This is a genomic window from Vreelandella glaciei (assembly GCF_013415125.1).
In the GTDB taxonomy this organism is placed as follows: Bacteria; Pseudomonadota; Gammaproteobacteria; order Pseudomonadales; family Halomonadaceae; genus Vreelandella; species Vreelandella glaciei.
This window is the reverse complement of the sequence record NZ_JACCDE010000003.1, coordinates 216,190-238,028: the sequence shown is the minus strand read 5'-3', so window position 1 is coordinate 238,028 and position 21,839 is coordinate 216,190. Positions and strand designations below refer to the sequence as shown.

Sequence of the window (21,839 nt, the reverse complement as noted above, 5' to 3'; positions counted from 1 at the left end):
AGCCCCCATCAGCGCGCTGCTGATGGGGGCTAGTTTTTTACAGCATCAGTTTGATGCCGATAGTGTGGCTAAACGTCGTGGCTGACCTTAGTGACGGAAGTGGCGCATGCCGGTAAACACCATGGCAATGCCTGCTTCGTTGGCAGCGTCGATTACTTCCTGGTCGCGCATGGAGCCACCCGGTTGAATGACGGCGGTAATGCCTGCGGCTGCCGCGGCATCAATGCCGTCGCGGAACGGGAAGAAGGCGTCAGACGCCATCACTGAACCAGGCACCGAAAGGCCTTCGTCGGCGGCCTTGATCCCGGCAATTTTAGCCGAGTAAACGCGGCTCATTTGGCCCGCGCCAACGCCCACCGTTTGGCCCTCTTTGGCATACACAATGGCGTTGGATTTGACGAACTTGGCCACTCGCCAGGCAAAAGCCAGATCACGCAGCTCCTGTTCGCTAGGGGCGCGCTGGCTGACCACCGTCAGGTTGTCACGGGTGACCATTCCGTCGTCACGTTCCTGCACCAGTAACCCGCCGTTGACACGCTTAAAGTCCAGCGCAGGCTGCTGCTCGCCGGGCCAGTGGGCGCCGACGTCCAGCAAGCGTACGTTTTGCTTATTCGCCACAATGGCAGCGGCTTCATCGCTGACCCCGGGGGCAATAATCACCTCGACAAACTGGCGATCAATAATTGCCTGGGCCGTTTCGGCGTCCAGCGGTGTATTGAAAGCGATAATGCCGCCAAACGCACTGGTCGGATCGGTGGCAAAGGCTTTGTCGTAAGCGGCTAAGGCGGTTGCGCCAATAGCGACGCCGCAGGGGTTGGCGTGCTTAACAATCACGCAAGCCGTTTCTGTAAAAGCTTTTACGCATTCAAAGGCGGCATCAGTATCGGCGACATTGTTATACGAAAGGGGTTTGCCTTGGAGCATTGTGGCGGTAGCGACACTAGGCTCGCTCGCCTGGGAGTCAACGTAAAAAGCCGCCTGCTGATGCGGGTTTTCGCCGTAGCGCATGTCCTGCTTTTTATTGAGCTGCAGGTTAAAGGTGCGAGGAAAGGTCTTATCGCTAGCATTCACTTGGCGACCCAGGTAGTCAGCAATCGCGCCGTCGTAGCCAGCGGTGTGTTCAAACGCTTTTACCGCTAAGTCAAAGCGCGTGGCGCGACTCACCTGGCCATCTTGAGCGGCCAATTCGCCTAGTACCCGCGCGTAGTCACTGCTATTGACCACGATAGTGGTGTAGGCGTGGTTTTTGGCGCAGGCGCGTACCATGGTTGGGCCGCCGATATCGATATTTTCAATCGCATCTTCCAGCGTGCAATCAGGCTTGGCAATTGTGGCGGCAAATGGGTAGAGGTTGACGACCACCATGTCGATCGGGGTGATGTCGTTCTCGGCCATGACCGCATCATCCTGACCACGGCGCGCCAAGATGCCGCCGTGAATTTTTGGATGCAGCGTTTTAACCCGGCCATCCATAATTTCGGGGAAGCCGGTGTGTTCAGACACTTCTTTCACTGCAATAGCATTTTCCTGCAGTAGGCGGAAGGTGCCACCCGTGGAGAGCAGTTCAACACCATGTTGAGTCAGGCCACGGGCAAATTCTACAATGCCGGTTTTATCAGAAACACTCAAAAGAGCGCGGCGGACGGGGGTGGCGCTACTGTCAGTCAAGGAAGAACTATCAGCCATGAGAGGATTATCAGCCATAAGAATGCTCGTATGCAGTGTCGAGAATAGAAAATAACAACGCCCCAGGGTTAGGGGGCGTCACCTTCGATAAGTCCGTATTGCTTGAGTTTTTTACGCAGGGTGCCGCGGTTCAAGCCGAGCACATCCGCCGCACGGGTCTGGTTGCCGTCTGTGTGCTCCAAAACGCAGGCGAGTAATGGTGCCTCTACTTCGGCCATCACCATGGCATAAAGGTCGCTGGCTTGGCTGCCATCTAAATGCTCAAAGTAGCGGCGCATTGCCGTTTCAACAGCCTCTCTAAGCGGCTGTGGTGGTGAGCTAGCAGCGGGATCCGCAAGCGTGCCCGTTAAATGGGAGTAGCCTTCGCTGGCACGGGTGTCGCTAGAGAGAAGATCGCGTTCGGTCATGCAGCATGGCTTCCTTTGGCTAGCAAACGTATGGCAGCACCGGGGGCCATCACGTCGTTGATCCAATCAAATTGCGTTTCAGGTGACGCTAACGCATTGAACTGCTGCTTAAGCGCGCGCTGCTGAGGCTGCGTAAAGCGTGGGTCGTCGCTGAGGTACCAGCCGACATGTTTGCGCGCAATACGCACACCCATAGTCGTGCCATAAAACTCATGCAACGCCTCGACATGCCCGTGTAGCACGTGGCGGCGCTCCACAAGGGTGGGTAGCGCCAACCGTTCCCCATGCTGAAGATAGTGGTTAATCTGTTGAAATATCCACGGGTTGCCCTGAGCACCACGGCCTACCATGACGGCATCAGCGCCGGTATAAGCGAGTACCTCGGCGGCTTTTTCCGGACTTGTTATGTCGCCATTGGCTATCACCGGTATCGAGAGGTGAGATTTTATCTCAGCAATCGTGTCGTACTCTGCCTGTCCAGTATAGCGCTGCTGGCGGTGACGGCCATGTACGGCGAGTGCTTGAATGCCTGCTGACTCAGCTAAGCGGGCAATTCGCAGGGCATTGTTTGATTCGGCACACCAGCCGGTGCGAATTTTCAGCGTTACTGGAATATCGACCGCCGAGACTACTGCGTCAAGAATCTCGGCAACCAAGGCTTCATCGCGAAGGAGCGCCGAACCAGCGGCTTTGTTGCAGACTTTTTTCGCGGGGCAGCCCATGTTGATGTCGATGATCTGCGCCCCCAGTTCGGCATTCAAGCGCGCTGCCTGCGCCAGCATTTCAGCGTCGCCGCCGGCGATTTGTACCACGCGCGGGTCGGGCTCTCCGCGATGGTCCATCCGTAGCTGCGATTTGCGCGTGTGCCATAAGCTGGGGTCTGACGTCACCATTTCCCCCACCACCCAGCCAGCACCCAGCCGCCGACACAGCTGGCGAAAAGGTCGGTCGGTGACGCCGGCCATGGGCGCGAGAATTACCCGGTTGGGTAATGCATACGTCCCAATGGTGACGGGCTCATTGGTGGCTGGTGCATTGGCTACAGTCATGGCGTTAGGCTTTATGTGTGCTGGGCTAGCGGCGAGTAGGCGTTTCAAGGGGGCGTATGATACGCCTACTCGGTGATGGGGTGAAGGCCGTTTGCCGCTTTAACGCGGACGCTGGCCGTTAAGTCGCACCCAGCCTTCGCGAATCACTGGCTCCTCCATGGCGATTCCCTGTGCGGCATAGGCTTCATAAACCTCATTTGCCTGGTTCGCCAAGATGCCGGATAGCGCAATGCGGCCGCCAGGGGCCACATGCCCGGCAATCATTGGCGCAAGCTCAACCAGCGGGCCCGCTAAAATATTGGCGGTCACAACAGGATAGCCGCCGCCATCGCTTAACTGCTCTGGGTAATAAAGAGTTAAATCCGGCTCGGCAATACCGTTACGCTCGGCGTTGTCACGGCTGGCTTGGAGTGCCTGCGGGTCTATATCGGTGGCGTCAGCATGGCTAGCGCCGAGCTTGAGCGCGGCGATAGCGAGAATGCCGGAGCCGCAGCCCACATCCAGTACGGTCTGCTGGGCTAAGTGCCCAGCAACGGCCAGTTCATCCAGCCACTCCAAACACAGCGCTGTGGTCGGGTGCGTGCCCGTTCCAAAGGCCAGGCCGGGGTCGAGAATCAAGTTAACGGCGTCGGCATGGGGCGGTTCGTGCCAGCTTGGTACGATCCACAGCCGCTGACCCATCTGCAGCGGTGTGAAGTCATCCATCCATTCCCGCTCCCAGTCCCGGTCAGCCAGTAGCTCATATTCGATGGTGGGGCAGGGCTCTTCAGGCATCTGTTCGGACCATGCCGCCTCAATACGCTCCAACATGCTTTCGACGCCCTCCAGATCATCGTACAGGCCGGTGAGGATGGTATCTTTCCATAGCGGTGTAGTGCCACGCTCTGGCTCAAATACCGGATCATCGTGGGCGTCCTGAAGGCCAATGGCCGTCGCTCCTTCGTCAAGCAGCAGTCCTTCGAGGAACTCTGCCTGTTCGGGAGCAACGTGGGCTTTGAGTTGAAGCCAGGGCATGGAGAGTCTCCGCGGGGCGAATTAAAGGCAAATACAGTAAAGACAAAAACGGGGTGGACATGGCCACCCCGTTGGGCATCAAGCATAGCGCTGGAAGACGTTAACTGCTGAGTTTCTTTTCCAGGTAGTGAATGTTGACACCGCCTTGACGGAAATAGCTGTCGCGAACTAAATCCTTTTGCAGGTCGATATTGGTTTTAATACCTTCCACCAGCAGCTCGTCAAGGGCATTGCGCATGCGCGTCAGCGCTATTTCACGGTCGGCGCCCCAGGTGATCAGTTTGCCGATCAGTGAGTCATAGTGCGGCGGCACGGTGTAGCCGGTGTAGAGGTGGGAGTCCATACGGACACCCAGGCCACCCGGTGCGTGAAACAGCGTTACCTTGCCAGGGGAGGGCATAAAGGTGCGTGAATCTTCAGCGTTAATTCGGCACTCGAAGGAGTGGCCGTTGAGCTTTACATCTTCCTGGCGAATCGACAGTGGTAGACCCGAGGCAATGCGTAGCTGCTCTTTAACGATATCGACGCCGGTGACCATCTCGGTGACAGGGTGCTCTACCTGAACGCGGGTATTCATTTCAATGAAGAAATACTCGCCGTCTTCGTATAAGAATTCAAAGGTGCCTGCGCCACGGTAATTGATCTTAATACACGCCTGGCGGCATGCTTCAAGCACTTGGGCGCGGGCTTCCGGGTCCAGGCCTGGCGCAGGCGCTTCTTCAAGCACTTTCTGGTGACGACGCTGCAGTGAGCAGTCGCGGTCATAAAGATGAATCGCGTTACCCTGGCCATCGGCTAGCACCTGAACTTCGACGTGGCGCGGTTTTTCGAGGAATTTCTCCATGTAAACCGTGCCGTCACCAAAGGCGGCGTGGGCTTCAGTGCGAGTAACGGTGATTGCCGAAAGCAGGTGGCCTTCGGTGTGTACCACACGCATACCGCGACCACCGCCACCGGAGGCTGCCTTGATGATGACCGGGTAGCCGATGCGACGCGCGGTGGCTAAATTGGTCGCATCATCGTCACCTAAGGGGCCGTCTGAGCCTGGCACCGTGGGAACGCCCGCTTCCTTCATCGACTGGATAGCACTGACTTTATCGCCCATCAGGCGAATCGTCTCTGCGCGGGGGCCAATAAAGGTAAATCCCGAGCGCTCAACCTGTTCGGCAAAGTTGGCGTTTTCAGACAAAAAGCCGTAACCGGGGTGAATAGCGGTCGAATCAGTGACTTCGGCCGCACTGATCAGGGCCGGAATATTTAAGTAAGACTGCGCTGATGATGCCGGTCCAATACACACGGCTTCATCCGCCAGGCGAACATGCATGAGTTCACGATCAGCTTTGGAGTGTACCGCTACGGTTTTAATGCCCAGTTCTTTACAGGCCCGTAGGATACGGAGGGCAATCTCGCCGCGGTTGGCGATAAGTACCTTGTCCAGCATGGGAGAGTCCACCCGTGTTGAAAATGAAGGATTAAGCGATGACGATCATGGGTTGATCGAATTCGACCGGCTCACCATCTTCTACCAGGATGGCTTCCACCACGCCGTCGCGGTCAGCTTCAATCTGGTTCATCATTTTCATGGCTTCAATAATACAAATGGTATCGCCTTGCTTGACGCTATCACCGACTTCTACAAACGACTTGGCGCCCGGCGCTGGGCTGCGATAGAAGGTACCTACCATCGGCGAATTGACTGCTTCACCACGGTAGCTGGCGCCCTGGGGCTCGGCTTCAGCGGTAGGTGCCGAGGCAGGAGCGGGGGCTGGTTGGTAGCCAGGATGCTGCGCATATTGCGGCATCGGCTGCGGCTGCCAAGAAGCGCCGTTAGGATGACGGCTGATGCGAACTGACTCTTCGCCTTCCTGAATTTCAATCTCGCTAATATTGGATTCTTCGAGCAGTTCGATCAGTTTCTTAACTTTGCGGATATCCATGGCATAGCCCCATCAATGTCATAAAAGAAGATTATGAGAAATAATCACACAGTAACCGTGGCCTATAGGCGAGCCGCTGTGCGGCGCTGCGCGGCTCATCTATAGGCGCAGTAAACCAAATTTAAAAATGAAGAGAACGCTGCATGTTAGCGAACGTTACCCCGTTCTCACCCCTAAAAAAGGAAGTTTTTAGCTAATATGGGAGCGGAGTTTGCCGAAAAAGTGCCAGGATGTCCAGCGACAGCCTTAGCCAGTGCTTAAACTGTCGCTGAATGTAGATTTAAACAACTGTTTGACGATATTCGCGTCAGAACGCTGCTTAAGTGTCTTAGTGGGCAAGACTCGTAGGGTGGTGGCTCAACTATTGGCAAGCCACTGGCTAACGGATTTAAGATGTTCATGCAGTTGGGCGGCGGTGACTTCGCCTTGAATGCGCGCATCACGAAGTTCTTTGCCTTGACTGAAAAACAGCAGGCTTGGCGGGCCGAAAAGATTGAACTGATCCAGCAGCTCACGACTTTGTGGGTCGGTCTGCGTCACGTCTGCGGCAATTAACGTGTAACCCTCTAGTGCCGCTGAAACACGTGGGTCAGGATAAACATCGCGCTCAAGCAGCTTACATGAAATACACCAGTCAGCGGTAAAGTGAACAAACGCGGGCCTATTAGCACTGTTCGCTTGAGCGATGGCTGCCTCAAGCGCTGAAAGGTTATCGACCTCAATAAAATCAAGCTCTGCCACTGGAGACTCTCCGGACACACTGGAGGTGGCTGCAAGAGGGCGCAGCGGGTTACTGCCACCTTGCGCGGCACCAATGACCAGCAAGACACCCCACGCCAGCAGCAAAACCCCTAGTGTTTGACGTGCCCGCGGCCACCCTTGCGGCTGATTGAAATTCAATGCACCCAACGCGAGTGCTGTGCCGATCGCGAGTGATGCCCATAGAAGTAGTGCAATGGGCGCAGCGACTAAACGCTCGATCATCCAAATTGCCACGCCCAGTAACAACAGGCCAAAGGCAATCTTTACGCCATTCATCCAGGCGCCCGAACGGGGTAACAGCGTGGCGCCAAAGGTGCCGACTAAAAGAAGCGGTACGCCCATGCCAAGACCCAGCGCAAAGAGCACCGCGCCCCCCATGACTGCATCGCCGGTTGAGGAAATGAAGACCAGTGCTCCGGCTAATGGCGCGGTAACGCAGGGAGATACCACCAGTACGGAGAGCGCGCCTGCTAACGCTAAACCCGCTGGGCCACTGCGCTGAGCGCGAGCCTGCCAAGCGTCAATACGGTTGGCCAAGCGAGGCGAGAGATTCAGCGTAAATGCCCCGAACATCGCCAGTGCAAAGAGCGTGAAGAGTACGGCGAAAGTGATAAGCACCGGTGCCGACTGTAAGCGCGCCTGAAGATTAAGGCCGGCGCCGAACAGCCCCATCAAGACCCCGACCAGTGCGTAGGTCAGCGCCATGCCCAGTACATAGCTTAACGAGAGGGCAAAGGCGCGTGGGCGGGTGGGGTTCTGGCCGACGACGATTGAGGAGAGAATCGGGATCATTGGGAGTACGCAGGGGGTAAAGGTAAGCCCAAGGCCGGCAATAAAAAACAGTCCTAACGCTAACGGTAAGCTCGCATTGCTAATCAAAGCGCTAAAGCGTCTATCTTCGCTTTTGGGGCCTGTGAAGTCACTCTGTGAAGTAGAGGTAGCGGTTTTAATAGCGGCGCTATCTCCTTCTTGCCAGTTCGCAAATTGACTGGGCGGCTCAGTCTCACTCGCTTGTAGGCTCAAGCGTTCCGGTGGATAGCATAGCCCTGCATCCGCGCAGCCTTGAAAGGTTAACTCCACGTTTAGCGGGCCTGCGTAGGGGGCGCTGATCGGTACTTCAAATACCACTTGGTCGCGGAAGATGTAAACATCGCCCATGAATTCATCGTTGGTGAATGTGCCTTCGGGGATGCTGAGTTCGCCAAGTGTTATACCCTCAGTCTGACTGGAGACAGCAAACTGATGCCGATAAAGATAGTACTCATCGGTGATGTCGATACCGATAAAAAGCGTTTCTCCATCGTGCCAAGCGGTAGGCTGAAAGGCTTCCATTACCGGTAAAAATTCATCTTGGTTGCTAGACGATGAAAACCATTGGGCGTGTGCGCTCAGCGGTAACCAGCCAAGAAAAAAAACAAGTAAGGGAAGTAGGCTCAGGCGTTTAAGAGATAACACGGTGCGTCCTTAATCAATGGCATCGCAAGCTAGGACAAATAGCATACCGCAACCTTGAATCTCTCGCGTATACGCTGCGGTGACGTGACGCGGTCGCTAATGGTGCGTTAATCCTAACAACCTAAAAGGTCGCCCGAAGGCGACCTTTTCACACACACAGAAGCAACTTTACAAACCGATTACGCTTTCTGGTAGGCGGTAACGGATTTTTCAATCGCTTTGCGCGCAGCGTCAGCGCCTTCCCAGGACTCAACTTTTACCCATTTGCCTTTTTCAAGATCTTTGTAGTTCTCGAAGAAGTGGGCGATTTGCTGGCGCAGCAGCTCAGGTAGGTCAGTGACTTCCTGAATGTCATCATAGAGCGAGCTAAGCTTGGCGTGGGGCACGCAAATCAACTTGGCATCTTCACCGGCTTCGTCGGTCATGTTTAAAATGCCTACCGGACGAGCGCGAATAATGCTGCCGGGTTGAACCGGGTGTGGGGTCACGACCAGCGCATCCAGGGCGTCGCCATCGTCGGCTAGGGTATGCGGGATAAAACCGTAGTTGGCGGGGTAGAACATGGGGGTGGCCATAAAGCGGTCAACGAGTAGCGCACCCATGTCTTTATCAATTTCGTATTTGATCGGATCGTGGTTGGCTGGAATTTCGATCACCACATAAACGTCGTTGGGGAGATCCTTTCCAGCAGGGATATTATCGAAGTTCATCGTTGATTCCTTGGTAGTACTGTGGCTTGAGTCGTGCAGAGGTTAGGTAATCGTTACAGAGTCGTTGATGGCGAAGAATTATACGAACATGACTACGCGATTACCAATGCGATATAGGTGGGCCGGTGTGGTTTAGCCGTTGCCCTATTATGTGGGAAATCAAAAAGGAGCGCATATAAAAGCGCGCTAATACGATAGAGACGTTTGTTGGGCATCGTTTCTGCTTCGCTGCGTGTATCATAGGCAGGGTTTATTGACAGTGAAGTCCCTCGATCGAGTCGGCAGCCTAGGAGGATGACTTGTCGCACGCCCAGTTGCTCATCAGTTATGGTCAAGCATTTGTTGCGCCGGACCGGCGCCTGCACCGCAGCTCAATGTCGGTTCGCTTTCCTGAAGCGCCGCTGCTGCGCGCCAAAGGTGGCTGTGCCGTCATCAGCGACTCTATCTCACGCAATACCATGGCCAAGCAGGCCGGTGATTTAAGCGTGCGCGGCTTTCTGGCCGATTACTTCTCGACCCCTGATCACTGGGATGTCAAAACATCGGCGACGAGAGTGCTGCGCGCGCTCAATAGCTGGTGCTATAGCCAAAGCCAGCATGTGAAAGAGGGCAGTTTTGTTTCCTCCATGTCGGCGATGGTGTTCCGTGGCCGCGAAGCGCATCTGTTTCACATGGGCGACACGCTGGTGTTCCGTTTGCGCGGGGCCGAGTTTGAGCAGTTGAGTCGTGATCATGTCACCGACTTAGGGGGGTACCGTTATCCTTCCCGGGCGCTGGGCATGGATGGCAGTGTTGATATCGATTACACCCATATAGCGCTCAAACAGGGTGACCTGTTCTTGTTCACCACTCAGGGTGTGCGCGGTACGCTGCTGCCTTCCGACTATGTGCGCTTGATCCGCCAAGATGCCAGTGATCTGGATGCCGCCTGCGAACGGCTTGCCGATGAAGCGAAGCAGCGCGCCCAGGATCGTGGCTACGGTGGCGATCAGTTCTGCTTCCAGTTGGTGCGAATCGATGAGTTGCCTGACGAAGTGACAGAGCATCCCGGGCAGCTTTATGGTGACCTGCCGATTCCGCCCGAGCTGGCGCCAGGGGAGCGTTTAGACGGCCTTGAAGTTCTCGCTGTGCTGTCTCGCACGGCGCAGTCGCGGGTTTATCGCGTCCGCGATGTGCATAGTGAACGTGAAATGGTCATGAAAGCGCCCAGCCCGGAACTTTCGTTGCGCAACGCTTATCTGGAGCACTTTCTGCTTCAGCAGTGGGTGGTCGAGCGCGTCAATTCGCCGTTTGTGGTCAAAGTGATGGAGCCGTCGCGGCCGCGCCGTTATCTCTATTACCTGATGCAGCACATTGAAGGTGAAACGCTGCGACAGTGGGCCGAACGCCATCCTCAAGCCAGCTTAACGCAGCGCTTAGATATTGCTAACCAGCTGGGTAAGGCGGTGCAGGCGCTGCATCACCGGGAAATTGTTCATCAGCAGATCAACCCTGATAATATTCTGATCGACCCGCACGGCAAGCTGGTGCTTACCGATTTTAGCGCCTGCCATATGCGCGATGGCGAAGGGCACCGCCACTCGGGTGAGTTGCTCCGCCAAATTGGCTTTAACGAGCACACTGCCCCTGAGTATGCGTTGGCCGACAGCATTGGTCGGCGCAGTGACCAGTACTCGCTGGCATCCACGACCTACTGGTTATTGACCGGTGCTTTGCCCTATACGTTGACGCCCAATCGGCTGCGCAGCCATACCGATCTTGAAGAATTAACCTACCGCAGCGCGCGCACAACTAACCCTGAGATATCCCAGGACTTGGACGATGCGCTACGCCGTGCTTTGGATCCGCAGCGGGCTCTGCGCTTTAGGCGTCTATCGGAGTTCTTGCATGCCCTTAGGGTGCCGCTGGGGCGGTTGCCGAACCGGAAAGAGAACCGCCAGGAGCCGCGGCGTTTCTGGCAGGGGGTAGCAGGTATATTGCTATTGCTGCTCGTGCTTTCCTGGCTGTTGCGTTAGTCGTCAGCAATAAAAAACGGGGCGATGAAATTATTCATCGCCCCGTTTTTTATTACCGCACAGCTTGTTTCGCTGCGCGGAGTGTTTACAGCGTAAAAGTAGGCAACTTGCGCTCTGCTTTTGCCAGTTTCAGCTTGGCCACTTTCGGCAAGCCATTCTCAAACGGGGGGAAATCCTCGCCCTGGATCAATGGTGAGAGGTAATCCCGGCACGTCTGGGTAATGGCAAAGCCGTTGTCGCTGATAAAGTCGCGGGGCATAAATTTCTCTTTATTGGCCACCTGAGACAGCGGAGCGGAGATGACATCCCACTGGTAAGGTGACTGAGAAATGCGGCGAATAGCGGGCATCATGGCATTTTTGCCTGCCAGTGCCAGCGTCACCGCTTCGCGACCCACCGCATAGGCTTGTTCAACGTCGGTTTTTGAAGCCAGGTGACGCGCGGCGCGCTGTAGATAATCGGCCACCGCCCAATGGTACTTATAGCCCAAATCCTGCTTGATCATACCCGCAAGTGTCGGTGCGACGCCGCCTAATTGGCGATGGCCAAAGGCATCGGTATTGCCTGCGTCAGCCAGGAAAGTGCCATCTTCATAGCGCGCGCCTTCAGAAACCACGATCACGCAGTAGCCATATTGTTTAACGCTTTCTTCAACCCGCGCCATGGCCGCTTTACGGTTAAACGCAATTTCCGGAAATATGATCATGTGCGGCGGCTCGCCTTCGCCTTCGCCCGCTAAACCACCGGCAGCGGCGATCCAGCCCGCGTGGCGACCCATTACCTCAAGCACAAACACTTTCGTTGAGGTAGCGCACATGGAAGCGATATCCAGCGAAGCTTCCAGGGTTGAAGTGGCAATATACTTGGCCACACTGCCAAACCCTGGGCTGTTGTCGGTAATCGGCAGGTCGTTATCGACAGTCTTAGGCACGTGGATGGCGGTGAGCGGATAGCCCAGCTTCTCGGAAAGCTGAGAGACCTTCAAGCAGGTATCGGCGCTATCGCCGCCACCGTTATAGAAAAAGTAGCGAATATCGTGAGCTTTAAAGACTTCGATCAAGCGCTCGTACTGGGCGCGGTGAGTATCAATGTCTTTAAGCTTATAGCGGCAAGAGCCAAAAGCGCCGCCTGGTGTATGGCGTAGGGCTGCAATCGCTTCATCACTCTCTTGGGTAACGTCGATAAGGTCTTCCGTTAAAGCCCCGATAATGCCGTTATGACCGGCGTAAACCTTGCCAATCTGATCGGGTGCCTGACGGCAGGCTTCGATAACGCCGCAGGCGCTGGCGTTGATCACGGCGGTGACGCCACCGGATTGGGCGTAAAAAGCATTATGCTGGGCCATGGAAACGTCTCATCTCCTGAAAATGGATAAAATTAATCGATATCGTTTTATCACCGCCACACACGCGCTAACCGGCATTGTCGGTGGTAAAGCACATTGCTGTAATGCGGCAAAGTTTAGCGTAAAGCCTGGTTTTCTGCATTAGCGGCTCTCTGCATTAGCGGCTAGGCGGCGGATGCCAGGTGCTAATCAGTGCTATCCATCTCTTGTTCGCGCTGAGCAAGCTGCCAGCCGCCCAAATCTTTATAGCGATTCACCATGGAGCAAAACAGCTCGGCGGTTCGCTCAGTATCGTAACGGGCGGAGTGGGCAGCTTTATTATCAAACTCAATGCCAGCTGCACGGCAGGCGCGGGCAAGCACGGTTTGTCCATATATCAAGCCAGCCAGAGTGGCTGTATCAAAGCTAGAAAATGGGTGAAATGGATTGCGCTTAATGCCGCAGCGATTCACCGCCGCGTTCAAGAAGCCTTGATCGAACGCCGCATTATGACCAACTAAGATGGCGCGAGTGCAATCGTGAGCTTTGATTGATTTACGTATAGGGCGAAAAATTTCATTGAGTGCTTCAGCTTCGCTAAGCGCGACCTGGCTGCGTAACGGGTCATCCAGGTTAATGCCGGTAAAATCGAGTGCCGACTGCTCAACGTTCGCCCCTTCAAAGGGGTGAATGTGGTAAGCATAGGTAGCATCAGGCAGCAGGTTGCCTTCCGGATCCATGGTCAGCGTAACGGCAGCAATCTCAAGTACGGCATCACCTTGGGCATTAAATCCCCCGGTTTCTAAATCAACGACCACTGGCAGGTAACTGCGAAAACGTTGGGCCATTAATTCGCGGGCAATTGCCTCGCTCATGCAGCTCTCCTTATGTTCAAGCGAGTAATAGTCTTCAAGCGAGTAATCATTCGACATTAGCGGCAAGCCGCCGCTTTGAATGGAGTGATTCTAGCAGCTTTAGCCCCCAGGCGTCGTTGACGGTATTCGCTGGGCATTGAGAACGCTATACTCAGTGTCTGTCTCAAATCCAATCGCTTTTTAAAGGAGCAAAGAATGTCCGATGTCAAAAAGGTTGTGCTGGCATATTCAGGCGGCCTGGACACATCCGTTATCGTTAAGTGGTTGCAAGAAACCTACAACTGCGAGGTAGTGACTTTTACTGCCGACATCGGTCAGGGCGAAGAAGTCGAACCTGCGCGAACTAAAGCGCAAGCGCTTGGCGTAAAAGAGATTTACATCGAAGACCTGCGCGAAGAGTTCGTGCGTGATTACGTCTACCCAATGTTCCGCGCTAATACTATTTACGAAGGTGAGTACCTGCTGGGTACCTCTATCGCCCGGCCATTGATCGCCAAGCGCTTGATCGAAATTGCCAATGAAACCGGCGCCGACGCTATTTCACACGGTGCGACGGGTAAAGGTAACGACCAAGTTCGCTTTGAGCTTGGCGGCTATGCCCTTAAGCCTGGCGTAAAAGTAATCGCCCCTTGGCGTGAGTGGGACTTAACCTCCCGCGAAAAGCTAATGGCGTATTGCGAAGAGCATAAAATTCCGGTCGATTTTGCCAATAAAAAGAAAAAATCACCGTATTCCATGGATGCCAACTTACTGCATATCTCTTACGAGGGCGGTATTTTGGAAGATCCTTGGGCTGAAGCAGAAGACGATATGTGGCGTTGGAGCGTCTCTCCTGAAGCCGCACCAGATACCCCTACCTACGTTGAACTGACGTATGAAAAGGGTGATATCGTGGCCATTGATGGCGAGCCGTTGAAAGCTCACGAAGTGCTGGAAAAGCTCAACAAACTAGGTGGTGATAACGGCATTGGCCGTTTGGATATTGTTGAAAACCGCTACGTGGGCATGAAATCTCGTGGCTGCTATGAAACGCCCGGGGGCACCATTATGTTGCGTGCTCACCGTGCCATTGAATCACTAACGCTAGACCGCGAAGAAGCCCACCTGAAAGATCAGCTGATGCCGAAATACGCGGAAGTGATCTATAACGGTTACTGGTGGAGCCCAGAGCGTCGCATGCTGCAAGCGGCCATCGACGAGACCCAAAAGAATGTATCGGGTGTCGTGCGTATGAAGCTCTATAAAGGCAATGCGACCGTCGTGGGTCGTAAATCCGATGAGTCGCTATTTGATGAGTCGATCGCTACGTTTGAAGATGATGCGGGCGCTTACAACCAGAAAGATGCCGAAGGCTTTATCAAGCTGAATGCTCTTCGCCTGCGCATTGCTGCTGGCAAAGGCCGTAAGCAAAGCTAATTTTTAAAGCGCATATGTTGATAGGGCGGCAGCTAATCGCTGCCGCCCGGCATATTAAGGAACCCCTATGTTCAAAAAATTATTATCCGGACTCTTTGGTAGTGATCGTCAGGCTGCTCCCGGCGCTACCACCAAAGCGGCTGATGCCGTGGAATACAAAGGCTATGAGATTGTGTCTCAGCCGGATGATCAAAGCGGTCAATACCGCGTTAGCGGTTGGATTCGTAAAGCTGATGCCAGCGGTGAAACCCTTGAACACCGTTTTGAGCGCTCCGATATGCTGCCAGGTCGCGAAGCGTGTGATGCCATGCTGGTCACTAAAGCGCAGCGTTATATCGATGAAGTCGGAGAGGCAATGTTCGAGCCTGACCCACGTCGTGCTGGCGACAGTACAGAGTAAGCCGACACAAACGTTCGTAAAGGAGAGGCGTATGCGAGTAGTACACCAAGCCTCGCCCTGGCGCTCCTTATTCAACGAGCATGGACGTTTTAACACCGTGGCGCTCGACGCGCCGCTCCAGCATCTTTTCTCAAAACTCTCTTCACCTCAGTCTTCCATTGCCGACGCCTATGCGTGGCAACCCTCCTTGGTTGAAACACTGATACATTACGATTTACCCGCTTGGCGTATTAGCCAAGTCATCAGTGATCATAATGCCTGGCTATATCGACGAGCGATTGCGCAATCCCTTGATGAACTGCAGGCGCAAGGGTGGGGCACACCACCGGTCAATTACTGTGTGTTGATGTTAGGTTCGGCGGCCCGCTACGAGAGCCTGCTCGGCCCCGATCAGGATAATGCGCTGATTATCGATGATTACCCTGACCATCGGCATGTTGAGATTGACGGCTACTTTCAAGCCCTGGGCGAGCGGTTTACTCAACGCCTGGATGAAGCCGGCATTCCACTGTGCCGCGGCCATGTGATGGCCCGCTGGCCCATGTGGCGCAAGCGGATAAGTGAATGGCATGCACAGCTTGAAATCTGGAGCGCGGATCGACGGGTGAAGCGCGTTCAGCAGACCAATATTTTGCTCGATTTTGCCCCCGTCGCTGGCAATTCAGCGCTTGCTGAGCAACTGGGCGTGAGCATCGCTTCAATACTTCCTAAAGCGTCACTATTTATGGATGAAATGGCAGCGTTACTTGATCAGTTGCCGGTCGCGCTGGACCGTTTTGGGCGAATCGCCTCAAGTCCGCATCTCGATGCCCCGCACGACCACGCCGTTAATCTTAAACACCAAGGCTTAATGCCGCTGATCAGCGCAGCGCGTTTGCTCTGCGTTCGTCATGGCCTGCGTGAAATAGCCACTCGAGAGCGCTTGATAAGGCTCAGTCATGTGGAAAATGTGCTGCCTAGGACGCAATCCGACCTATTGCTGGCAGTCTTTGAGCGACTTCAGCAGCGCCTGTTGGATCAACAGCGTATCAACAAAAGCGCTGGCCAAGCCGCTGACGGTTGGGTGGATCTTCGCCGCCTGCGTGAAGACGAGCGCCTGCTGTTAAAGTTTGATCTGCAGCAGATTAGAGCATTTATTCAGCGCGCCAAAAGTGCTTAGCGGGATAGCATCAAGCGTGAGTGTCATTCGGCGCCGCGGGTAGCTCCAGTGTTAAACAGGCACCGCCCAGCGTTTTGGCATCCTCAACCCAGAGGCGTCCACCCAGATGGGCGATAATTCCACGGCTAATGGGTAGTCCCAAGCCACTCCCTCTGGGGCGCCCTCTGGGAATATCGTCGTTCTGCTGTATCTGATGGAATTTTTCAAACACCCGTTCACGCTCATCCGCGCTAATGCCGGCGCCGTTATCCTCTACGCTTAAACGGAAATGGCGGCGATGGTGATAGAGCGACAGGCGCACTTTAGGCTGGTTTCGATCAGCAAACTTACTAGCGTTATCAAGCAGGTTAATAATCACCTGTTCTAAACGATCATGGTCGCCAACCACCATCGCTGGGTCTGCTTCTAAATGAACCTCTAGCTGGATACCACGCTCTTGGTGCAAATGCGCAATGGCGTCAATGCTATGTCGAGTAAGGGCGGCAAGGTCGAGTGGCACCGGGTTAAGCGTTAAACGGCCACTTTCCAGCCGGGCAAGGTCGAGAATTTCTTCGATTAAGCGCGAGAGCCGTTGGCTTTCGAGAACGATGACACCCAGAAAATGCTGGCGCTTTTCATCGGACAGCTGGCCGCTATCGCGCAAAATTTCGGCAAAGGCGCGGATGGAGGTAAGCGGCGTGCGGAGCTCATGACTGACCATGGCGACAAACTCATCTTTCAAACGATCCAGCTCCCGCAGCCGCTCATTAGCGCTGCGCAACTCTTCGCCGATCTGGACGAGCTCTTGGGATTTCTGCTCCAAGCGACGGTTGTACTCAAGGGTTTGTGAGGTGGTATCCAGAATGCTGAGAATCGACTCAATATCCAGTGCTTCGCCACGGACCACTGAGTTGATCAACACGCGGGCTGAAGAGCTGCCCAGAGCCCCCGCCAATGCCTGCTCTGCCCGTGTAATCAACTCGGCGGCAGCGGGCTCGTCCGCCACAAATGCGTTTTTGGTACTGCTGTGGCTGAATACTCGACGGGTAGTCTGGGCACCTAGATAGCGAACCAAAAGCTCTTTGAGTGCCCCCTGAGTGGTTTGACCGCGCATTAATGACGCAGAGAGTGATGTTGTTTGTAGATTGGGGTGCATGGCTTCGGTGAATAGCGCCGCCTGAGTTTGCTCCAGGGGCGTTGGGCGGGTAAACAGCGAAACACCGACTAGCAACCCGACATTGACCAGCATGCTCCAGAGCAGCGAGTGGGTGTAAATATCCCAATTTTCGAGTCCAAACAACGCATAGGGTTTCAACCAGCCGATTCCCCATGGCCCGTTTGTAAGTAGCGTGGCATCCAACCATCCCGACTGGGCAAAGCCCGGCAACAGTAGCGTATAGCACCACACCAAGAAGCCCGCGATTAAGCCTGCTGTGGCGCCCTGGCGAGTCGCACCACGCCAGTAAAGGCCTATCAATAGCGCCGGTGCAAACTGTGCCGCACCTGCAAAAGAGACCAGCCCAATGGTGACCAGGCTGTATGAGTCGCCAATGAGCGCATGGTAGAGATAACCCAGCAGTAGAATAAGCACGATAGCGACCCGGCGAATTCCCAGTAGCCAACCGGCAAGTTCGCCTTTGGTACTTAAGTGTAAGCGTCGTGAGCGCAGCAGCAGTGGCATCACCAGCTGGTTGCTAACCATGGTGGAGAGGGCGATTGTCTCGACGATCACCATGCCGGTGGCTGCTGAAAGCCCCCCAATAAAGACCAGTAGCGGCAAGCCTTCTAAACCTGCTGAAAGCGGTAGCGTCAGAACAAAGCTATCGGGATCACCTGCGCTCGCACCTAGCAGCAGGCCTGCCAGGGCGATAGGGATCACAAACAGGTTGATCAACAGCATATAGAGGGGAAATAACCAGCTCGCTCTCGCTAAATGCTGTTCATCGACATTCTCAACTACCAGTACCTGAAACTGGCGGGGCAGGGTTAAAAAGGCCAGGAAGGCGAGCACCAACATGCCCACCCAGCCGGTGGCGCCACCAGGAACGCTGTCCAGCCGCATGCTATCGACCAGCGCTGGCGTGGATGCCACCTGTGCAAACAGCGCAGCGGGGCCTTCAAACATCACAAAGACCACGAACACACCGACGGCCATAAAGGCGACTAGCTTCACCAGGGATTCCAGCGCGATGGCGGCCACCATGCCTTCGTGGCGTTCGCTAGCATCCAAGTGGCGGGTGCCAAAGAGAATAATAAACACCGCCAGCACCAGCGCGACCCAGAGAGACTTATCCATCCAAAAGTGTTCATCCACCAGCGTCGTGTCGGCCGCTTGTGGATAGTTGATAAGGACTGCATGGCTAACGGTAATCGCCTTCAATTGCAGGGCAATATAAGGCGTGATACTGATCAGGGCCATTAAGGCTACCAGTGCGCCTAAGCTGGTACTTTTGCCATAGCGGGCACTGATAAAATCGGCAATAGACGTAATGCGCTGGCGGGCGGCAATGCGCACCATCTTGCGTACCACAAAGGGTGCCAGCAGCATGGCGAGGGTGGGGCCAAGATAGATGAGTAAAAAGCTGGGGCCGAACTCTGCGGCGCGCCCTACGCTGCCGTAGAAGGTCCAGGCCGTGCAGTAAACGGCAATGGAGAGGGCATATACCGTGGGCGAGCCGATCAGCGATCGCCCTTGCTCGGCACGCCGGTCGCCCCAGGCGGCGACCACAAACAGCAGCGCTAAATAGCCAAAGGCAGTGCCCAGGATGACGGCGTCAGTACGCATCATCAGCGATCCGCACGGTGTTCCATTAGCCAAGCCGTCAAACCGATGACGACTGCCCAAGCGCAAAACAGATAAAGCGGTAACCAGCCGACGTTAAAGGAGGGAAGTCGGTCTATTACGATTATCAGCGGTGGACAGAACAGCAGTAAAGCGACCGCTACCAGGGCCATTAAGCGTTCGCTTTTGCGCGATTGAGTGCCTGAGTTTTTCATGTCGCTGTGTCCTTCATAAGGCACTCGCATCCTGTCGGTCAAAGGCATTGGCTTGCAGCGCTAACAGCTGTTCCAGGGTGTCGACGCCGCGGGCCTCTAAGCGTGGCAGCAGGGCTAGCCAGAGTTCTGCGGTGACTCGAGCATCGCCTAAGGCAGTGTGGCGGGTGCCGGGAGGGAATGCCAGATCGTAGCGCTGGGCAAGGCTATCCAGGTCATGCCCGTCCAAGGCTTCGTCCAGCGCCCGAGAAATCAGCAGGGTGTCGATGACGGGAATATCAAAAGCGACACCTTTGTGACTGATGGCGAGCAGATCAAACGCGGCGTTATGGGCCAGCAGTACGGCTTCGCCTACAAAGTCACGAAAGCGGGTAAGCACGATATCCAGCGGTGGTGCGCCCATGACATCGGCATCGGTAAGGCCGTGAATGGCCGTGCTGGCGGCAGGAATAGGCCGCTGAGGATCGACTTTTTGATCGAAGTCCTCGCTAGCCAACAGCCGCGCGTTGACCACGCGACAGGCACCCAGACTGATCACCGTGTCGCCTCGGCGCAGCTCAAGCCCGGTGGTTTCGGTATCAAACGCCACGACCTCCAAGCTGCGCAAGGAACGACTAGCCAGCGCTTCATCCGGCGGAGGCAGGTCGGCAATGCCAAAATCATGAAACTCGGGCCGTGGTGGTGCCGTTTCCCGCGGGGCACCGACGCGTTCAACGGCGGGGAGCGGAAGGCGCAGGCGGGCATGCACCCCATCATCGTCAGTCAGACTCCAGATGTCGCTGGCGTGTTGGCGTAGCACGTCGGCAACGCTGGGCGTGAGGGGCAGCGAGCTGAGCGGTTGCTGGCGCCACTCCGCCAATTCATGTTCGGGGATCGCTTTGCCGCGCCAGATAAGATCTAAATAGACACGCTTATTGCCCAGGCATATCTCACCTTCAAAGCCACTCTCGGGAAGGTGGGTACTGAGGTGCTTCACTAAAGAGTCGAACAGCGCAATCAGGGCGGGGGCATCGCCTTTAAACCAAGCGGGCATTCCCACTGGGGTAATTAAGCGATGCTCTGGATCTAGGCGTTCATCCAGGGCTTGCCAGAAATCGTTCGACCACATCGGCGTTAAGCGCTCGCCCTGATGCTGCATATCATCGAGCAGTTGGCCGATTTTGGCCACGTTGTCGCCTAACGTGATGCCTTCCTCATGAATGACGCGCTCAAACCGTTGACGCAGCAATGACGTGCTGGCTTCGTTTTGATGGCGGAGTTGGATCAGCGCATCGGCGGCGCTGGTGAGACTGGCGGTATGCTGGCGTAGGGGGGTCAGCATATCGGCCAATTCGGCTCTTACCCCCATTTCACTCGACCACGACGCCGTTGCATCGCCAAACGTCAGCAATGTTTCGCCATCGCTACCCGGCACGCGACGCAGTATCACTTTGAGCCAGCGGTTATCGCAGGGGGCGAGCAGCTCTCGCGGGGAGCCGTCGTTAGGCAGTTGGCCGAGTGCTTGCTGCAAGCTGGCCACAGGGAGCAGCGCTTCAAGTCGTTTGCCCAGGCCTAACCCTGTATTACCTTCAAAGAAGTCTTCTGCCGCTTGGTTAAACAGCATCACACGACGGTGGTAGTCACATAAAAGCAGGGGCGTTTCGAGTACCTGCAGCAGTGTTTCCAGCTCCTGACGAATGCGCGCCGCACTGCGTGCGCCGTCGGCGTGGGCAGTAGCGAGGCGGCTACGATCTTCGCGCCAGCTTTCGCGCACACGGCGTAAATCTGGCCCCAGCCCTTTTAGCCAACCCTCGGGTGGGTGTTCGTCACGGGCGTCGGGATTGGCAACCAAACGTGCCAGCTGAACCTGTAAATGACGCAGCGGTGTAAACAGCATGCGTTCAAGCACTAAGCCCACCAAAAATAGGGTCGCGCCGCCGGAAAAGCTGCCTATCCATAGCGCCATGCGGGTGACGCCTGTGGGCGCGAGCTGAGCATCCAGCCAAGCGGCAAAAATAGCCCCGCCCAATAAGCTGATGCCGCTTAGCGAGAGCCATAGGCCAATCAGGCGCTGGCGTTTGGGCAGCCCACCTCGGGTCATGGCTGCTCCTTAATGAGTAGCGCTTTGACTTTTTCCACCAAGGATTGGGTGGAAAAAGGCTTGGTAATGTAGTCATCAGCGCCCAGCGCCATGCCTTTTTCACGTTCTACATCACGGCCGTGAGCGGTGAGCATAATAATCGGCAGTTGGGCGGTGGCCTTTTCGTTGCGTAGGCGTTCTAAAACGTCAAAGCCGCTAATCCCCGGCAGGCTAATATCGAGCAAGAGTAGATCAGGTTGGCTATCGGTAACACGTGCTAGCGCCTGTTCACCATCTTCGGCTGTTACTACCTCAAACCCTGCTTGCTCCATTAAGAACTCAAGCGATAGAACAATGTTGGGTTCGTCATCGACGACGAGCACTTTGGCCATAGTGTTCTCCAGCTTTTATTTGTTTTAACGATGCATGCTTGCAGTCTAGATAGATCGAGACTGCCAGCCAAGACGACCTTGGCCGAATGCACCGGCAGATAAACTGCTAGCAGCGAGCAATTGAGCCTGGTTTGGTACACTGCTTAGCTCCTGTGCCATGGCTTAACATGCTATGTCTTAAAGTGCTATGGCCTTACCACTGATCT

At 55.3% G+C, this 21,839-nt stretch carries 18 protein-coding genes; 4 read left to right on the top strand and 14 right to left on the bottom strand.

The window, feature by feature from the left end:
* Positions 1–87: 87 nt before the first annotated feature.
* From purH to ppa, 8 genes are all read right to left on the bottom strand, one after another.
* The gene (purH, locus tag HZS80_RS03620; protein ID WP_179915198.1) at positions 88–1,704 is read right to left on the bottom strand and encodes a bifunctional phosphoribosylaminoimidazolecarboxamide formyltransferase/IMP cyclohydrolase; all 1,617 of its coding nucleotides are present in this window, start codon (positions 1,702–1,704) and stop codon (positions 88–90) included.
* A gap of 50 nt (positions 1,705–1,754) precedes the next feature.
* Positions 1,755–2,093, bottom strand: a complete 339-nt coding sequence (gene fis / locus HZS80_RS03615; protein WP_035558638.1) for a DNA-binding transcriptional regulator Fis — start codon at positions 2,091–2,093, stop codon at positions 1,755–1,757.
* Complete coding sequence (dusB, locus tag HZS80_RS03610) at positions 2,090–3,142, bottom strand: tRNA dihydrouridine synthase DusB (protein ID WP_179915197.1); 1,053 nt, start codon at positions 3,140–3,142, stop codon at positions 2,090–2,092. Before dusB ends, fis begins: the two co-directional genes overlap by 4 nt.
* 99 nt (positions 3,143–3,241) lie before the next feature.
* Positions 3,242–4,156 (bottom strand): 50S ribosomal protein L11 methyltransferase, encoded by a 915-nt coding sequence (gene prmA / locus HZS80_RS03605; RefSeq protein WP_179915196.1) that lies wholly within the window; start codon positions 4,154–4,156, stop codon positions 3,242–3,244.
* 100 nt (positions 4,157–4,256) lie between these two features.
* Positions 4,257–5,597 carry an acetyl-CoA carboxylase biotin carboxylase subunit gene (gene accC / locus HZS80_RS03600; protein WP_008956427.1) on the bottom strand — a complete coding sequence of 447 codons (1,341 nt, stop codon included), beginning with the start codon at positions 5,595–5,597 and terminating at the stop codon, positions 4,257–4,259.
* Positions 5,598–5,628: 31 nt separating this feature from the next.
* The gene (accB, locus tag HZS80_RS03595; protein WP_179915195.1) at positions 5,629–6,093 is read right to left on the bottom strand and encodes an acetyl-CoA carboxylase biotin carboxyl carrier protein; all 465 of its coding nucleotides are present in this window, start codon (positions 6,091–6,093) and stop codon (positions 5,629–5,631) included.
* Positions 6,094–6,450: 357 nt separating this feature from the next.
* Positions 6,451–8,310, bottom strand: coding sequence for a protein-disulfide reductase DsbD (gene dsbD, locus HZS80_RS03590; RefSeq protein WP_035558621.1), 1,860 nt, complete (start codon positions 8,308–8,310; stop codon positions 6,451–6,453).
* Positions 8,311–8,489: 179 nt separating this feature from the next.
* The gene (gene ppa, locus HZS80_RS03585) at positions 8,490–9,020 is read right to left on the bottom strand and encodes an inorganic diphosphatase (protein ID WP_035558619.1); all 531 of its coding nucleotides are present in this window, start codon (positions 9,018–9,020) and stop codon (positions 8,490–8,492) included.
* A 299-nt stretch (positions 9,021–9,319) separates the two neighbouring features.
* Here ppa and HZS80_RS03580 point away from each other — a divergent pair, with 299 nt between their 5' ends.
* Positions 9,320–11,035 (top strand): bifunctional protein-serine/threonine kinase/phosphatase, encoded by a 1,716-nt coding sequence (locus HZS80_RS03580; protein ID WP_179915194.1) that lies wholly within the window; start codon positions 9,320–9,322, stop codon positions 11,033–11,035.
* A gap of 85 nt (positions 11,036–11,120) precedes the next feature.
* Here HZS80_RS03580 and HZS80_RS03575 read toward each other — a convergent pair whose 3' ends face one another.
* On the bottom strand, positions 11,121–12,380 hold the full coding sequence (locus HZS80_RS03575; RefSeq protein WP_035558614.1) for a 6-phosphofructokinase: 1,260 nt from the start codon (positions 12,378–12,380) through the stop codon (positions 11,121–11,123).
* Positions 12,381–12,565: 185 nt separating this feature from the next.
* Positions 12,566–13,234: a ribonuclease T gene (gene rnt / locus HZS80_RS03570; protein ID WP_008957300.1), complete on the bottom strand. Its 669-nt coding sequence runs from the start codon at positions 13,232–13,234 to the stop codon at positions 12,566–12,568.
* Positions 13,235–13,429: 195 nt separating this feature from the next.
* Here rnt and HZS80_RS03565 point away from each other — a divergent pair, with 195 nt between their 5' ends.
* The 3 genes from HZS80_RS03565 (at position 13,430) to HZS80_RS03555 (ending at position 16,209) form a co-directional block, all read left to right on the top strand.
* The gene (locus HZS80_RS03565) at positions 13,430–14,650 is read left to right on the top strand and encodes an argininosuccinate synthase (protein ID WP_179915193.1); all 1,221 of its coding nucleotides are present in this window, start codon (positions 13,430–13,432) and stop codon (positions 14,648–14,650) included.
* Between the two features lie 67 nt (positions 14,651–14,717).
* Positions 14,718–15,050: an HlyU family transcriptional regulator gene (locus HZS80_RS03560; RefSeq protein WP_179915192.1), complete on the top strand. Its 333-nt coding sequence runs from the start codon at positions 14,718–14,720 to the stop codon at positions 15,048–15,050.
* Between the two features lie 31 nt (positions 15,051–15,081).
* Entirely contained in the window at positions 15,082–16,209 is a 1,128-nt protein-coding gene (locus HZS80_RS03555; protein ID WP_179915191.1) for a DUF294 nucleotidyltransferase-like domain-containing protein, read from the top strand.
* 10 nt (positions 16,210–16,219) lie between these two features.
* Here HZS80_RS03555 and HZS80_RS03550 read toward each other — a convergent pair whose 3' ends face one another.
* Genes HZS80_RS03550 through HZS80_RS03535 form a run of 4 tightly spaced genes read right to left on the bottom strand, consistent with a single transcriptional unit; the run spans position 16,220 to position 21,633 of the window.
* Positions 16,220–18,973 (bottom strand): sensor histidine kinase, encoded by a 2,754-nt coding sequence (locus HZS80_RS03550; protein ID WP_035558766.1) that lies wholly within the window; start codon positions 18,971–18,973, stop codon positions 16,220–16,222.
* Positions 18,974–18,975: 2 nt separating this feature from the next.
* The gene (locus HZS80_RS03545) at positions 18,976–19,185 is read right to left on the bottom strand and encodes a hypothetical protein (RefSeq protein WP_035558603.1); all 210 of its coding nucleotides are present in this window, start codon (positions 19,183–19,185) and stop codon (positions 18,976–18,978) included.
* Between the two features lie 13 nt (positions 19,186–19,198).
* A complete protein-coding gene (locus HZS80_RS03540; protein WP_179915190.1) occupies positions 19,199–21,262 on the bottom strand; it encodes a 3'-5' exonuclease in 2,064 nt (687 codons plus the stop codon).
* Positions 21,259–21,633 carry a response regulator transcription factor gene (locus HZS80_RS03535; RefSeq protein ID WP_179915189.1) on the bottom strand — a complete coding sequence of 125 codons (375 nt, stop codon included), beginning with the start codon at positions 21,631–21,633 and terminating at the stop codon, positions 21,259–21,261. The genes HZS80_RS03540 and HZS80_RS03535 overlap by 4 nt, the downstream gene beginning before the upstream one ends.
* Positions 21,634–21,839: the final 206 nt, after the last annotated feature.

Coding starts and splice junctions, on each gene's coding strand:
- HZS80_RS03555 (WP_179915191.1), top strand. CDS start 15,082: ATGCGAGTAGTACACCAAGCCTCGCCCTGGCGCTCCTTATTCAACGAG.
- fis (WP_035558638.1), bottom strand. CDS start 2,093: ATGACCGAACGCGATCTTCTCTCTAGCGACACCCGTGCCAGCGAAGGC.
- HZS80_RS03545 (WP_035558603.1), bottom strand. CDS start 19,185: ATGAAAAACTCAGGCACTCAATCGCGCAAAAGCGAACGCTTAATGGCC.
- HZS80_RS03540 (WP_179915190.1), bottom strand. CDS start 21,262: ATGACCCGAGGTGGGCTGCCCAAACGCCAGCGCCTGATTGGCCTATGG.
- ppa (WP_035558619.1), bottom strand. CDS start 9,020: ATGAACTTCGATAATATCCCTGCTGGAAAGGATCTCCCCAACGACGTT.
- rnt (WP_008957300.1), bottom strand. CDS start 13,234: ATGAGCGAGGCAATTGCCCGCGAATTAATGGCCCAACGTTTTCGCAGT.
- HZS80_RS03565 (WP_179915193.1), top strand. CDS start 13,430: ATGTCCGATGTCAAAAAGGTTGTGCTGGCATATTCAGGCGGCCTGGAC.
- HZS80_RS03560 (WP_179915192.1), top strand. CDS start 14,718: ATGTTCAAAAAATTATTATCCGGACTCTTTGGTAGTGATCGTCAGGCT.
- accC (WP_008956427.1), bottom strand. CDS start 5,597: ATGCTGGACAAGGTACTTATCGCCAACCGCGGCGAGATTGCCCTCCGT.
- HZS80_RS03550 (WP_035558766.1), bottom strand. CDS start 18,973: ATGCGTACTGACGCCGTCATCCTGGGCACTGCCTTTGGCTATTTAGCG.
- dusB (WP_179915197.1), bottom strand. CDS start 3,142: ATGACTGTAGCCAATGCACCAGCCACCAATGAGCCCGTCACCATTGGG.
- HZS80_RS03535 (WP_179915189.1), bottom strand. CDS start 21,633: ATGGCCAAAGTGCTCGTCGTCGATGACGAACCCAACATTGTTCTATCG.
- prmA (WP_179915196.1), bottom strand. CDS start 4,156: ATGCCCTGGCTTCAACTCAAAGCCCACGTTGCTCCCGAACAGGCAGAG.
- HZS80_RS03575 (WP_035558614.1), bottom strand. CDS start 12,380: ATGGCCCAGCATAATGCTTTTTACGCCCAATCCGGTGGCGTCACCGCC.
- accB (WP_179915195.1), bottom strand. CDS start 6,093: ATGGATATCCGCAAAGTTAAGAAACTGATCGAACTGCTCGAAGAATCC.
- purH (WP_179915198.1), bottom strand. CDS start 1,704: ATGGCTGATAATCCTCTCATGGCTGATAGTTCTTCCTTGACTGACAGT.